The following is a 13,833-nucleotide window of genomic DNA, read 5'->3' on the forward strand; positions in this document are numbered from 1 at the left end:
CGCGGTCCGCCGCTCGTGCACCTCACCGCTCCTCGCGCCGCGCACTCCCACCGCAGGCACGCGGCATCAGCCCGAAACGTTCCAGGACGGCCAAGGGACACAGATGAATGCCAAGACGTCGTCCGGGTTTGTGCCCCGGATGAAAAACCTTCCCGGGGATGCACTGGCCGGCCTCGTCAACGCCGTGGTCAGCGTGCCCTCCGGAATGGCCACCGCGGCGATGGCCGGAGTCAACCCCGTCTGCGGCCTCTACGCCACATTCGTGGCCGCACATCGGGCACACCAGCAAGGCGCCCTGTTCGTAGGTGAACGCCTCGTGGCACTCCGTGCAAGCAGGCAGACCGTCAGACATTGAAATTGAAGCGGAACTCAACCGCGTTCCGCAGTTGAATAACTCCTGACGCAGTCGCGCTACCCTTGGAGGGCGGCGAAGGCGAGACCGCTTCAGCGAGTCGCCGCAACTCCTACAGGTGCCCTCCCCGTTGTCGTACATGATTCCGCAGCAGCACGACGGCCCACCGATGACCTCAAAGCAGGCTTCGTGCCAGTCTTCCCCGTTGAAGTCGATGTGGCTGTTGTCGTCCTCGATCGCTTCGTCGCAGCCTTCACACATGAGTGCCGTAACTGGGTTCCCTCCCTCACCCAAACTCCGCCGCGTCCCAGCCCCAGCAATCGGGGACTTGAACGAATTCAGGCAAGACAGCCTACCGTTCCGGACATGGCTGTCCGTATACAATGTCGTTTCTGCCGTAGAGGGCCTGGACCACCCGTCCGAGCACCGGGACGGTATCCCGAGGGTGACTGGCAGTCCGGGGAAGTGCCATGTCTGCCCGGTCAAGCCGGGCCCATAAGTCATCCTCCCCACGGATTCCGTCAGGCAGGCGCAGGAACCAGCGGTAGCCCCGCGGCCTCGACGGCAGCCCGGCGTCCTTCAGGTAGGCGTCGATGTCGTCCTCGATGCCGCGCACATCGTCCTCGGTGATCGGCTCTTCCCAGAAAGAAACCGTGCCGTCGGGCTTCTCGCAGGTCACGCGGACCATGCCGGTCCTGACTCCCATGGGCTCGCGACGCACGTTATCGGGCCCGGCATACCAAGCTGCCACCGCACCCCAGCCATTTTCGCTCAGCTCGATCCACCCTTCGGGGTGCGCTCCCTCGGGAAAGTCATCCCACATGCTTAACCGCCTTTGCATCATGGTTTCGGACCATCAAGGCAGTGCCCGGTTGAACCATCATCCCATCCGGAGAAGCATCTGGAGTCGGTGTTCTTTGGGTATCAGGGCTGTTGGGAGTGTCCAGATTTCCGGCGGTGTATTTCGCATAGCCTGGCGTGAACTGTGTGGCGTACTTCGACGCCGATAAGCTCCGCTAAGTAAAGTGATTGCCTCAGCTAGGATGCCCCGTACTTGGCTAGCCTGACCGAGGAAGGGCGCGCGGCTCTCCGCCGGCACCTGGCAGCCCTACGCCGAATACTATTTCTGGGGCACTCCTTAGCGGACGTCTTTGAGTTCAAACTGGCAGCCAGCCGAGAGTCACCATGTTGGTCCGGTCGGGAAGTCGATCGCCAGAAGCAATTCCTCCGGTATCCCTTCGATGTGATCGGAGCTCAGGTTTTCGATGGCGATGCGATCGGCGCCGTGGGGAGAAACGACTTGTTCCGGGTTCCAGGTCCGAATGACACAAACCCGGCTCACGAAACGTGTTTCGCTGGGCACCGCCCGTAGCCATTCGACATAATCGTCCCCGGTTGGCACGTCCGGACGAAGGCGTCCCCCACCCCGCGCCACAGCAGAGTCGCAGTCACAGGAGTTCAAGGTGAGGGTGAACGCCGTCGCGGTTTTGGAAACGAGAGGGCTGTCTTCGATTCGAAGCGCAGATACCTGGGGTTCCGTGCCAATGCGCTTCAACGTCCACTCCCTGAATTCCGGGGTGAACGCCGCACGATTTATGGTCCACAGGACTGTCGAGCACATGCCGGAATTCTCCCACCCTCGGAGAGGACCCGGGACTGTCCCTTCCTGCAAGGAATATGAGCAGTTCTAACCACTGTGCAAGCTACCGGTGCCATCCAAACGTGTCACAGCGACCTGGTCTAGCCTTCGTCCTTCCTCTTGCTGCGTCCAAGTACAATCGCAAGCAAAAGGAAAGCCATGCCGGTAACTGTGGCCCATGACGCGGTACTGCCGCTCGGCGGATCGTCGTCGTCTGCAATGAGGGCTACGCTCAAACCTCGCAGCACACACCCTGCAACGGCTGGGACTGACCCGTGCGACCGACCTTATCGGCGGTTTCCAAGCCTGGGCAGTACTGCGCCAGCAGCCCGACTAAAAAGCGTGTCAGGGCGGCGGACCGTTTCCTCGCCAAAGGTTGGCCGGCGCCGAGGCCCGGCCGCAGATAGCGCAGCGGACTACGCATCGACTGGTTTCGATGATCCAGTTGCGAACAGGATCGTCGACGACGAAACCCCTATACATGGGCAATGGCCGCGGGTCAGAGGACCTTCTTCACCACGCTAGATTTCAGTTGCATCCGCCCAAACCCGGGAACGGTCGCGTCGATGTCGTGATCGCCCACGCCGTCCTCAATCAGTCGGATGCCCCGCACTTTGGTGCCGACCTTCACCACACCGCCACCGGCGCCCTTGACCTTGAGGTCCTTGACGATCGTGACCGTGTCACCCTCGGCGAGCGCATTGCCAACGGCATCCTTGATCGAAGCGGTCTCTCGGGCGTGGTCTCAGGTGTGGCCTCGGCCGAGACCTTGGACCATTCGTGCCCGCACATCGGGCATACCAACAAGGCGCCCTGCTCGTAGGTAAACGCCTCGTGGCACTCCGGGCAAGCCGGCAGAGCGTCAGACATTGAAGCGGAATTCAACCACGTTCCGTAACCGAATAACCTGAAATCGCGGCGACGAGAGCAGCAGCCGACACCGCCGATTATGGTGCCGTGCCGCCCGCCCACCTGTGAGGAGAGCTTAGCTACCGCTACATGGAGGACCGCAATTGGCGTCGAGTGCCGGCTCTCAGATGCCCATAGGATCGGCACAGATCTCGCACTTATCGAGATGACGCTCGTCGAGCATGCCTGCCGCGTCGACCAGGTCACGAGCAAGACGACGTATAGCTACGGCGATCGACCTGGATGGCACCTCATACGTCCCTCTAATTGTTCATCTTCACTTCGTTCGACCGTCGGCCGCCAACGTACATCGCCCGGTACAGCCCACGAGGACAATGCTGCTCGTCGCGCCGTCCGCGGTCCCCTTCGGTCCCCAGCCTTGAAGCTGCCCCGCCGTGCCGCAAGGAGAGGCCGCGCTGCTACTAGGAAGGGGGCTGAACCAAAACAAGCGAGCCAAGGTCGATGTCCTCTCTGGCCCTCACCTCAGGCAGGTCTGCACCGTCAAGTGCTGACACTTCCATCGCGACCCTTGCCTGCTCCAACGCAGCGCAGACCGACTGCGCAGACGCAACGCCGCTGTAGAAGCGCGCAGCGAAGACGACGGCACTGATGTCATTGATCGAGTCCGACATCGCGATGACCGTGGGAACCGTCTGCAGCAAATCTTCAGCCCCCGCGAGGCTCTCACAGGCATTGAGCACCACCAGGCGTGGAGGTTCGTCGGTCGCACCAAGGAGCCTAGCCAGCATCATGAAGTCGAGGCCATCTCCTTCTTGCGTCCCGGCGTCGTTCTCCATTAGCAGCCCAAGAGAGTTGGCATGTCCAGAGAAGTGGACCACGTGAGGGCGGTGCTCGTTCAGGCCTTCGAGTAGGTCCATCGTGGTAGCCGCAGGAAGGTGCTCGACCACGACCAGGTCCCGGTACTTCGACTTCTTAAGCAGCTCCTTGACTTGCCGGACCTCGTAGTCCACACGAAGCCAGACGCCCTCTCGCACCTCCGTGCCGTCCGGGCGCCGTGTGACGGTCTCCACCGCTTCCGGGTTCGCTGTCACATACAAGACTCGCAACTGTTCCGGCTTGGGCGGGTAAACCTGCACGTATCGAACCTCTGCGACCTTGCGTGAAGCCTGGGCCACCTGGCGAGCATGCTGCAATTCGGTGCGACGCCGCTTGTCGTCTTCTCGGTTTTGCGCGGCCCGCTCAGATTTCTCTGCTGCAGCGAGCGAGCTCTCCTTAGTCCTAATGGCCTTCTCGTTGTCCGCAATCCGCTTCTCGACTTCGGCGACCCTCTTGAGAGCATCTGCGGCCTTCTTCTCCTCGCGCTGCGCCGCCGACGTCGCCGTCCTGCGAGTGGAGTCGGACTTGGTGCGCGCCGCCTGGGTTCGCTTCTTGCTGGCCTCGACATTGGCCTTGGCTATCACATCACGGTGTTTGGCCAGGTCCTTTGACAGGCCTGCCCCCTTGGTTTTCAACCGCCCGATCTCGGACTTGAGCGAGTCGCTCCTGGCCATCTCGTCCCCCTCGGCGTCAATCCTCTAATAAAGCTTAAATGGCGCGTGACCAGATACTAGGCGGCGAATCGAAGATAACCACGTTTCGACGCCGACTATTTTTTGGGAGCGAAAGCTCTCTGACGATTAGCTTCTGACTTGACGCTAGCGTCGAAAACGTCATGAATCCTCACTAACTAGCGACTTTGTCGCAATTCGGCCAATGCTCTCTCACATGACTCAACCACGTTTCGTTGGTCCGCTTCGCGTCCAAACTCACGAAGGGCGCGAACATCTTTTACCCAAGCGCGAAGGTCAGTTCCCTCGTCTCGATGAGTAACCGCCTGCACTACCCGATTCCAGTCCTCCTTGCGCCATGGAGAAGCGCCGTCTAACCGACTTACCGCGACGATGGCACTCAGGTGGAGTGCTGCGTGCTCCGCAGGCAACTCGCCTAATCCATCTGCATATTCCCGGACGCGCTTGAAAGAAGTGGTGAAGGTGCGCCTTCCGTGATCATTACAGAGGCTGATCTCTGCACGTTCCACCGAAGCTGGGAACATCGCACTGAGCGCGGCTGACAGCGTCATCCAATCCGGCTCCGGTCCACTCGCTAGCACCGTCAGCGCGTCACCGTCTACTTGAACCGAGTCGCACGTGAGGTTGAAGGCACCGAGGAACAGCGCCACCGCAGCATGGCGGTCTCGGGGAGCCAGATACACGTCACATGACAGGTCTGCCCCAAACCGAGTCATGGCAAGAGTCACCCCGATGAATGTCGCCATCGTCGTTTCAAGGTATGCAAGGACCTTGTCGATAAACTCATCGACCGAGAACTCTTCGTCTCCGACTCGGATCCCGTCCTCCGTCAGATCCAACCCTGCGTGGCCGCCGGCGTTCCTCAGGGCGGGGGTGAGATTCTCGTTAAGCAACAGACCGGGGTACGCTGTCGCGGCCTTCTTTGTGGCGTGGCCACCGCTCTTTCCCGCTAGGTGATCGTACTCATCCATGGAACTTGCCAGCATGGTCGCGAGGGCGTGCCTCAGGACGCCATCTCGCCAGGTTGCCACAGCAACCACCGCGCTCTGTGCCGCCTCGAGGTCGCTGCTGCCGTGCGAAGAAATCGCAAGGTGCATCGAGATGGCTCCGCTAACGAGGTAGGCCGCTGCGCGTGCATGGTCACGTCGCCAATCCTCCGACTTAGCGAGGGTACGACCCACCATCGTCGTTGCACCGGCGGCGACGCCGACGATCTCGGTGAATGCCTCGAGATCGAACAAGTTCTGCGCCACGAGCTGGATGGTTCGCGATTGGAGACCCATGCCTTGAATAGAGGCATCCCAACCGACCCCTGATGAAAGCACGGCGTCAAGCTCGGTTATGGACGATTCCATACCGATGCGCACGCGAGCCTCCCGGCCTATGCGGTTCAAACGCTCCAGTGGGGATCCACTTGCAAATGTCCCTTCCGCCGCATCCAGCTCAGTGATCTCGTCGAGGACTATTTCAGCCTCACCGATGAGCTGGTTACCTCGGCGCTCGAGTTTCTGAGCCGCATGCATGTCCCGCGCACGGAGCGCATCAACAAAGGTGTCCATTCCTTCCGCAAACATCCGAAGCGCCCGACCGATCACCTTGCCACGGTTCCGTTGGGGTCGCGGCAGCAGGATGCTCCAACTTGCGACCAGCTGGTCCATACCACCAAAGGCGACCACCAACGCGTCGGCCTTCCGTCCGGACCTCGACGCGTCAGAGAGCGCTCGAAGCACCCGATCCAGTGACCTGTTGAAGTCCTCGGCCAAAGAGTCCGCATCGGGCTTGACAGTATGGTCAGGCGCTTTACGTTCAGACCGGAACTCTGCAACGAGGCGTTCACGACGCTGGAGGTCGTATTGGATCTCATGTGCCTTCGGACGCTCCCCGCAATCGGCACAGGTCCGCGCGAGAAGTCGCTCTCCACCGCATCCTCCGCACGTGATCGTGCTGAATTTCAGACGCATTTCCTTGTCCAGCCGCCGCTGACCCAAGCTCCACCTCCCGATACATAACGCCCGCCTGTGCCTTCAAGTACACCATCGGCAGGGAGCATCGCTTTGAGAGGTTATCCATCGTGCTCACCGGCGTCCGGACAAACCCTCAGAAATCGGAAGACAAACGCCAAACGCCAAAACGAATGTCAAGTCACTCCCACGCGAAGAAAAACGGGCGTTGATACCGGGCGTCCGTTCGTTAGTGCGCTGGGCGCAGTACTGTTTGTACGTGTCCATGAACGCGAACGACCGCGAATACGAAATGTTTGAACCGAGCTTTCCTCCTGGTCGCGATCCAAAGTTCATCGAGTGGAAGAGCCAGCTAGAGACTCTTTCGTCGTCCGAGGTTTCAATTCGCCAAGCGACCGCAGGCGGGCAAGACGGCCGCCGAATCAAGGATTTGCAAGCCCTCTGTGCCCCGATATCCGTCCAAACTGTGGGGGCAAATGTCACGACAATTGCCGAGCGGGTCGTACTCCTAGCCGAAATTAAGGACGTCCACGTCGGTTTTTGCGTTACATTCGCGGGACGCCAAAAGACCGATCCCCTCTTCATCCAAATAGTGGCGGTTGCTCCGAAAGCTCAACGTCGAGGAGTGGGCTTGGCGCTGCTCACCGCAGCGGCGAAACGAGATCCCCGTCGCAACATGGCGCTTGCCACCCGGGACGACAACGTCGCGGCCCTATCGCTCAACGACAAGTTCGCTAGCTTGATTGGCGCGAGCATCCGAAGGGTTAACCTCGGGACCTATTCGGACAGCGACCTCGGCTTCTCACGGGGAATGGGATATCGCGTTTGGGAGATACAACGCCCATGAAGTCATTCACAGAATGGGGGATGCCGGACACGTGTAGTTGTAGGCAATGACGCCCGCGCATGCTTTGCATAATTCCCGGTTGCCTCGGGTTCCGCTTGATGGTCCAAGGCAACGGCTGGCGATGATCACTTCTTCCTTCGCCGGCTGTTCGGAACGTTCCGCCAGCGGTAACTCGAGACCGCTACGATCGCGGCAGCACACGCCAGAGGTTAGAGCGCGAACCTAAATTCCACCACGTTCCGTAGCCGAATAACCTCAAACTAGCTCTGGGATACCGTCTGGATCCGCCGAGTAAGCGTGTCTTCGAGTTCATCGAGCCGTGGAGCTTGATAACCGGTCGAATCACGTCCCATGGCTTTGTCGGGGGCGCCGCCCAGAAGTCCACCCGGTAGGCAGGTCTGCCGATCTCCCCGGAAGCGTATCGGGGATCAACGCTGTACACCTCCACCGCATCCGCCCCTTTCAGCCGGCTGCTGGCGGCCAGCACATCCAAATCCAAGCCCGACCCCAGGGAGGCGAAGGGATAGCCGTTGGGCTGGAGCCGCCAGCAGGCCGTCTCGATCCGGCCCGCCAGCAGGTCCCCGAGAAAGAGTGCAGCACCGGTAGCCGCCTTGCCTGCGTACCGGGGTTTGGCCGTCCATGAAGCCGTTCGGGCCTCGACATAGGCCAGGCCGCCCTCGTCCAGGCGCACCCGGTCGGCTTCGGGCTCCAGGTCCGCCACATGCCGTCGACCACGCCGCCGGCATCAGCCAACGGGCCGTCGGGTCCCCGCAAGACCGCGAAGCCGTGGGCCGGCCCGGCCTCGGACGGAGCCATGAAGAATTCGTCCATGGGTCAGCCTCAGCCTCGGTCCACTGATCAACTGGTGAGTGAGCTCCGGAAGCGTCGCTGATGGTTTCAGTGGGGCGAGGGTGTGGTGGAGTGGCCGGCCTCGCTGCCGGGGATGTTCCACTCCTGTCCTTCCTCTCGGTCGGTATGTGACGGCGGGTGAGGCCGGTGCCGCACCTGCTCGTTTTCAGCGCCGTGGCGGATAGGTCTGTGAAAGCGGTTTCCCAGGGCGGATCTTGGGCAGGTTGAGCAGGATCTTCCGGGCGCTAGAGGCGATTCTGACCCGGATGTTGATCAATTTGTTGCGGATGGTCCCGGTCCTGGCCCTGGCCTTGGCCCTGGCCTTGGCCTTGGCCTTGGCCTTCGCGCTGCCGCCGTCACTGCCAGCAACTTCGAACGCCTTGATTACAAGCTCCGTGACATCTTCGACGCATCTGCTAAGCGCTCCACGGGAGACGCTCGCCACGGTGTTAGGCACCCGGACGTCCGGGCCTACGTTAGTCAGAATCTGGTTAACCGCATCCCGTTGCTTGGGCTCGTAGTTCTTGAGTTGGCTGTCGTAGAGGCGGTTCAACGTCTCGCGAGTGTTTCCCCCGCCGTCGCTTGCGAAGTACAGGAAACCGATATCCGTCGCTATATACAAAGCATCGAGCGCCGTGGCAACACTGTCAGACTTGGAAGACCCACCCAACTCTGCGTTCGTAGCAGTTAAGCCGCGAACAGCGAGCTCGAGGGAGCCACAAGCTGCCTGAAGCTCTAGGAGCTTGTCCTGCGCCGGCGCAAACCCCGGTTGCTCGCCGCGATACCCGTCCGAGGGCCTCTTTTCCCAGAAGGGAAGAAGCGCAGTATCGAACTCACCGTACAGGCGCCTTAGCCGCTCCAGCTGACCCGCAACGACGTCGGCTCGCTGGCCGAGATAGTCAAGCTTCGAGCGATGCACAGCCTTCGCGGCTAGCCGGACACCAAGCCAACCCAGCACTGAGGCAACCACGACTGCAATGACACCGGCGAGGGCTGCGATCGCTTCCCATCCGAAATCCCAAGGGTTCAATACCACTCCGTAGCTGCCCGGCAGGCAGCGCTAGGGTGCACCGATAAGGTGGTGCACGGACAAATAGTTTTCAGCTATGGCAGTCACGGGGCTGAATCAAAAAAATTGGTGCCTCAGTCGACGCCGGCTTCGTGGACGAGATATTTCCTCAGGATGCTATGGCAGCGAATACGATAGTCAGCGCCAAAAGGGCTATAGCTACCGTCGCAGGGAGGAGAGCCGTGAGGTGGCGCTCACCCTCCGTCGGCACCTCGCTCACCACAGGCCCCTTGGAAGAGTCCGATCTCATGTTTTCCTTGGCTCTCGCAGAAGAAAGAATGACACTCCAATAATCGTGTAAGGACACCAAATGGTGCACGACTTCGAGAGGCGCGATCTCCAAGCCACCCCTTTCGTTTACCCTTTGCAGGACCAGTCCTTGGTTGTACATCTCGAGTGGATCAGCCCCCGAACGCAGTAATTCCACGACAATCTTTGCGTAGTCACTTGCTGGTATCTCAGGTGGGCGCCTGCCGCCTGGTGATGCTAACTGCGCCGCAATGGTTAGTGGGGAAAGACCTGAAGCTTTGGACCTGACCCTCGCATCGGCCCCAAGCGCGAGCAGCATGCAGACGGATCCCAACTGCCCCTTTGATGCTGCATAGTAGAGAACAGAGTCCCCGCGATCATCGACAGCGTTTATATTCGCACCTTGCTTGTAAAGCACGCTGATGCACACGTTCTCTCCCGCCCCGGCAGCGAGCATCAACGGCGTGATTCCACCCACGCCACCTGCGTTTACATCGGCGCCATGAGCAGCCAGCGTACGGACGCCATCTTCCCACCCGGCCTCCGCATAAGCGTGAAGGATGCGGAAACCCCGGTGCCCTGACGCCGAAGTGCTTACGCCGTTGGGGTCGGCACCGCTTTTGAGTAGCTTTTCAAGGATATGAACATCCATGCTGGTAATTAGATATCTCAGCACTCCATCGCCGTCCTGATCGACAGCATAAATGTCCGCTCCCTGTTTGAGGGCCGCCTCTACCCGCTCCGCGTCTCCAACAGCCGTCCAATGCATCAATGGCGCCTTACCCACTTGAAGATCGCCTTCTCCAATAACCGACCGATAATATCCCCAGCCGTCAGGTGCCTGGCGATCAGCCGGTGAAATGGACATAATTTCTACAGGTATAGCAAGTGCCGCGTCCGGCCTACTTTTTCCGGCGAGGCCAAATCCGGCGACAGTGCCGTCGTTTTTTAGTACTAAGAAGTTTGAGCCGAAGTCAGCCTCACTGGCCGCAATCTCTACGACGCCGGTCAAGTCGTCTGGTATGACCACACCGCCCCCGTACCCTCCGTCGGAGACTACACGCCCGTCTTTCCGAAGGAGAAGCCGATGCCAACGTCCATATGCAACCGCTGAGAACTTACCCTCCGGTATCGACAGGAAACTAGTATCCTGTCCCCAATCGATGACGGTGCCGTCGGAGAGAACCGCTGAGCTGTTCTCGTATCCCGCAGCGATACCAACAACCCCAGAGAGCCCATAGGGGACGTGTCTCTGATCCGAGTCGGGATGGCCCCACGCAACAACCCGCCCGTCTCGTCGGAGCGCCAAGCTGTGCCACCATCCGGCCGCTACAGCGGCAACATCCGTGAGCCCGGCCGGCACCGTTGACTGTCCGGCGTCGTTATAACCCCACGCGACGACGGTGCCATCATTTCTCAACGCTAGATTATGGGCAAGACCAGCCGCGATGGCGGTGACCCCGGTGAGGCCTGCAGGCACGTCCGTCTGGCCCTTGTCGTTGTGTCCCCATGCGACAACGGTGCCCCCGCTCGCAAGCGCGAGACTATGGCTCCTCCCTGCGGCAACGGCCGTAACACCGCTGAGGCCAAGGGGAGTTTCATAAGCTTCCCCCCAAGTAACTACATGGCCACTGCCCGTTAGGGCAAGCCCATGATGGGCGCCTAAAGCGATAGCCACGACGCCCTTGCGCCCACCCTGACCAGCGTTGTTACCTGCATTGTTTGTCATGGCCCGATAATATACGACACGGTCTCTAATCTGGGTTTCACTTAGCCCCAAAGCAACCCGTGCCGCTAAATCTCATCGCTATACCTGGAGCGACCGATGCCGCACGGCTATCGATTCTTTTACAAAGAAATACCGTCCTGATTCGCTTTCATGACGGGAGGCATTTCTGGCGAAGGATTTATACGTAAATCTAAAATCCACCACGTTCCGTAACCGAATAACCTCAGCCAACGGCTGGCCCTCGCGGGTGGGTCCGGACCAATTGCGGTTCCGGCGCCAAAGAAGAACTCAATGCGCCACGATCGTGGACAGGCTTACGTCCAATGGAGCCATTATCGAAGCCGGAACGGACTCCTGCCATCAGAAGATTGGTGGAACCCGGCGAAACATGCTGCTCTACGCAACAACCCGACCTTGACCGCATCTCGGCTGCTGGTGTCGGGAGCAGGTCGCGAAGGCGTTCGATAAGTGCATCCTGTGCAGTTGTCACCGGGGCTTCCCTCGTTAGCCCATTTCGGTAGGGCCGTAGGAGACGCGGACGAAGATGAGCACGCTTCGGCTGATCTGACCGCCCCGAGCGGCAACCCAACCGGTCCTGCCCACGCCACTTCCAGCGGCGTGATGGAATCTAACTGCCCGGCCACGGTCCTCCGTCGACAGGTCATGCCGGTGCGGACGTGGTCAACTCCATCATTTCCCGCGCATAGGTCTCACCGTCGATCTCATCCTCGTCATACTGACGCATGAGTTCGTCGATTTGGGCCTTCAGTTCTACCCTGTCCATGCTGGCCTCCTGGTTTGTTGCCGCTTGACGTAGCCCGGCTGGAAACGACTTGGATTCCCCACCTAACTTAGCTCACCCGCGAGACAACCATCGATAACCATGGGGACAACGCGGCTACAGGCCCATTTCGTCCTCAGCCTCGCACCAATGATCTCCACCGTGTCCATTCTCCAGACGGCAATGCACCCCGCCGAGCTTATGCCGGCCGTGCGGGAAGTATAAAGCGTCGCACCACGTATCCGAATCGACCATACGTCCCCCTCGTTCCGATCCGGCACCCTGTAGGCACCGCCAATGTCCCAAAGCCTAGTCGACGGCCTCAAAGTACGAACGCCCCTCAACCATGAGGGAGCGAAATCGATTCCTACCAGCCATTGCGAGCTGAACCGGAGCTCAACTACACATTGAACCGAAAATCCACCACGTTCCGTACTCGGATATGATTTTTTATCGTATCCCCGATTTGAATGAGGACACCCATGGGCAGGCCACCAGGCGCGAAGAACAAGACACCGAGGGAATTGAGGGCAGAGGCACGACGGCTGAAAGAGAAGGCTGACTACATGGAGAAGCTCGCCAAGCTCAAGCAGCGCAAGGACCCGAAAAAGTAGTCATGGGACGGCGACAAAACAACCCAGATCTGGTGCAGGAACTGATCGACCGACGGTGGGACGCTTCGATGGGCGAGGATGAGTACCAGCAGAAGTACGCCTCCCTCAGCTCCAGCGACATGTCGAAGGTAGCTGCAGCCATCAACGGAATGGAGTCCGAGTTCCTCGACGACGATGCGGACTCCGAACCCACCTACTGCTGCGGAATCATGTACGACGAGGGCGAAGATACCTGTCGGAGCTGCGGCGATCCCCTCTCTTGACCGCCCGAGAGAGGCGGCGCGGGGCGAACTCACCCGCATGAGCCCGGCAACGCTAAGTTGCAAAGCGAAACTCAACCACATTCCGTAGCCGAATAACCTCATCTAGAGGGGACGCATCTTCTTTCCTATGAATAGCGCCCCGTCCGGGGCCGCCATTAGTGGCTATCCGGACGAGGCGCTTTCCTACTCCCGAGTCACTTCTTCGTTGTACGCATGCTGAAGGTGTTGTTGGAATGCTTCACCTTTTGGTAGCCGCCGAACGCGTTGGCTGAGCCAGTCTTCTGCTGGAGGCGCGCCGGAGAAACCGTGCGGGGTACGGCTCCCGCTTTAGCTGCGCCATTGGAATTCTTGCTGGTCATCATGATCACCTCCTTGCGTTTTCGTAGGGTTACGCACGAGCAATTCAGGCTGCTCGATAGCCGCTGGGGCCCGCGTCATGGGCGGGCTTGATGACTCTGCAGATCATCTGTTTGGCCTTCTCAACGGACGCATCACAGCCGGCAGAGACTCTCACAGTCCCGGTCCTATCGATACTTATCCGAGCGTTCGTGGCGGCTTCGATCTGGCGGACTCTGGAGCCCCCAGGCCCGATCACGATTCCAGTCTTACCCGCCGGGATCTCAAACGTCTGGACTAGGTCAGCCCACGCCGTCGACTTAACTATCGCCGCATTCGCGGTTTTCCAGGGTTCTGCCACTACCCAAACCTTCAGGATCCGTCCATCGATCTGGCGCTCGAGCAGCACGCTCTCATTATCCCGGTCCGGGATCTGTCGGCTCGGCTTGGCAAGAACCTCTTCGACGTGGCGCTGCTGCACCTGGCGTTCGAGCATCCGTTCCTTTGCATGATTCGTGTAAACGGGCGGTACAGCAAATCGGGGCCGGGATGACCGTTGGCTTCTCAGGTAAGTGACTATCCAAAGAGAAAAAGCAGCGAGAATAGCCGCCCCGATAAGTAGCGCCGCAATGGTTGTGTTCATGTCCTGCGTTCCTTCCGTTCCAGAAGCGTCAGTTTGACGCTGGTTCCACGATCGAACGAGGCA

Annotated in this window: 14 protein-coding genes and 1 pseudogene; 4 read left to right on the forward strand and 11 right to left on the reverse strand. The window is 59.9% G+C overall.

Annotated elements, in window-relative coordinates:
* The first annotated feature begins 103 nt into the window (after window positions 1-103).
* Window positions 104-355, forward strand: coding sequence for a SulP family inorganic anion transporter (locus tag AC5RV2_RS00770; protein WP_494090713.1), 252 nt, complete (start codon window positions 104-106; stop codon window positions 353-355).
* Between the two features lie 349 nt (window positions 356-704).
* Here the strand turns inward: AC5RV2_RS00770 and AC5RV2_RS00775 are convergent, their stop codons facing one another.
* The 5 genes and pseudogenes from AC5RV2_RS00775 to AC5RV2_RS00795 all read right to left on the reverse strand — a co-directional run bounded on the left by AC5RV2_RS00775 (window position 705) and on the right by AC5RV2_RS00795 (window position 6,417).
* Window positions 705-1,175, reverse strand: coding sequence for a DUF5956 family protein (locus AC5RV2_RS00775; protein ID WP_494090714.1), 471 nt, complete (start codon window positions 1,173-1,175; stop codon window positions 705-707).
* A 357-nt stretch (window positions 1,176-1,532) separates the two neighbouring features.
* Entirely contained in the window at window positions 1,533-1,973 is a 441-nt protein-coding gene (locus AC5RV2_RS00780) for a hypothetical protein (RefSeq protein WP_494090715.1), read from the reverse strand.
* 517 nt (window positions 1,974-2,490) lie between these two features.
* Window positions 2,491-2,861, reverse strand: a pseudogene (locus AC5RV2_RS00785) (zinc ribbon domain-containing protein YjdM).
* A gap of 461 nt (window positions 2,862-3,322) precedes the next feature.
* Window positions 3,323-4,411 (reverse strand): CHAT domain-containing protein, encoded by a 1,089-nt coding sequence (locus AC5RV2_RS00790; protein WP_494090716.1) that lies wholly within the window; start codon window positions 4,409-4,411, stop codon window positions 3,323-3,325.
* 176 nt (window positions 4,412-4,587) lie between these two features.
* Window positions 4,588-6,417: a hypothetical protein gene (locus tag AC5RV2_RS00795; protein WP_494090717.1), complete on the reverse strand. Its 1,830-nt coding sequence runs from the start codon at window positions 6,415-6,417 to the stop codon at window positions 4,588-4,590.
* 238 nt (window positions 6,418-6,655) lie between these two features.
* Here AC5RV2_RS00795 and AC5RV2_RS00800 point away from each other — a divergent pair, with 238 nt between their 5' ends.
* Complete coding sequence (locus AC5RV2_RS00800) at window positions 6,656-7,237, forward strand: GNAT family N-acetyltransferase (protein WP_494090760.1); 582 nt, start codon at window positions 6,656-6,658, stop codon at window positions 7,235-7,237.
* Window positions 7,238-7,418: 181 nt separating this feature from the next.
* Here AC5RV2_RS00800 and AC5RV2_RS00805 read toward each other — a convergent pair whose 3' ends face one another.
* From AC5RV2_RS00805 to AC5RV2_RS00820, 4 genes are all read right to left on the reverse strand, one after another.
* Complete coding sequence (locus AC5RV2_RS00805; protein WP_494090718.1) at window positions 7,419-7,958, reverse strand: DUF6278 family protein; 540 nt, start codon at window positions 7,956-7,958, stop codon at window positions 7,419-7,421.
* Between the two features lie 294 nt (window positions 7,959-8,252).
* Window positions 8,253-9,116, reverse strand: coding sequence for a hypothetical protein (locus AC5RV2_RS00810; protein WP_494090719.1), 864 nt, complete (start codon window positions 9,114-9,116; stop codon window positions 8,253-8,255).
* Window positions 9,117-9,264: 148 nt separating this feature from the next.
* On the reverse strand, window positions 9,265-11,133 hold the full coding sequence (locus tag AC5RV2_RS00815) for an ankyrin repeat domain-containing protein (RefSeq protein WP_494090720.1): 1,869 nt from the start codon (window positions 11,131-11,133) through the stop codon (window positions 9,265-9,267).
* 661 nt (window positions 11,134-11,794) lie between these two features.
* The gene (locus tag AC5RV2_RS00820) at window positions 11,795-11,917 is read right to left on the reverse strand and encodes a hypothetical protein (protein ID WP_494090721.1); all 123 of its coding nucleotides are present in this window, start codon (window positions 11,915-11,917) and stop codon (window positions 11,795-11,797) included.
* 479 nt (window positions 11,918-12,396) lie between these two features.
* Here AC5RV2_RS00820 and AC5RV2_RS00825 point away from each other — a divergent pair, with 479 nt between their 5' ends.
* Both AC5RV2_RS00825 and AC5RV2_RS00830 read left to right on the forward strand, forming a co-directional pair.
* Complete coding sequence (locus AC5RV2_RS00825) at window positions 12,397-12,528, forward strand: hypothetical protein (protein ID WP_494090722.1); 132 nt, start codon at window positions 12,397-12,399, stop codon at window positions 12,526-12,528.
* A 2-nt stretch (window positions 12,529-12,530) separates the two neighbouring features.
* A complete protein-coding gene (locus AC5RV2_RS00830) occupies window positions 12,531-12,791 on the forward strand; it encodes a hypothetical protein (RefSeq protein ID WP_494090723.1) in 261 nt (86 codons plus the stop codon).
* 194 nt (window positions 12,792-12,985) lie between these two features.
* Here AC5RV2_RS00830 and AC5RV2_RS00835 read toward each other — a convergent pair whose 3' ends face one another.
* The gene (locus AC5RV2_RS00835) at window positions 12,986-13,153 is read right to left on the reverse strand and encodes a hypothetical protein (RefSeq protein WP_494090724.1); all 168 of its coding nucleotides are present in this window, start codon (window positions 13,151-13,153) and stop codon (window positions 12,986-12,988) included.
* 41 nt (window positions 13,154-13,194) lie between these two features.
* Window positions 13,195-13,770, reverse strand: coding sequence for a KH domain-containing protein (locus AC5RV2_RS00840; RefSeq protein ID WP_494090725.1), 576 nt, complete (start codon window positions 13,768-13,770; stop codon window positions 13,195-13,197).
* Between the last annotated feature and the right edge of the window lie 63 nt (window positions 13,771-13,833).

The organism is Arthrobacter sp. Y3225116, from assembly GCF_059091245.1.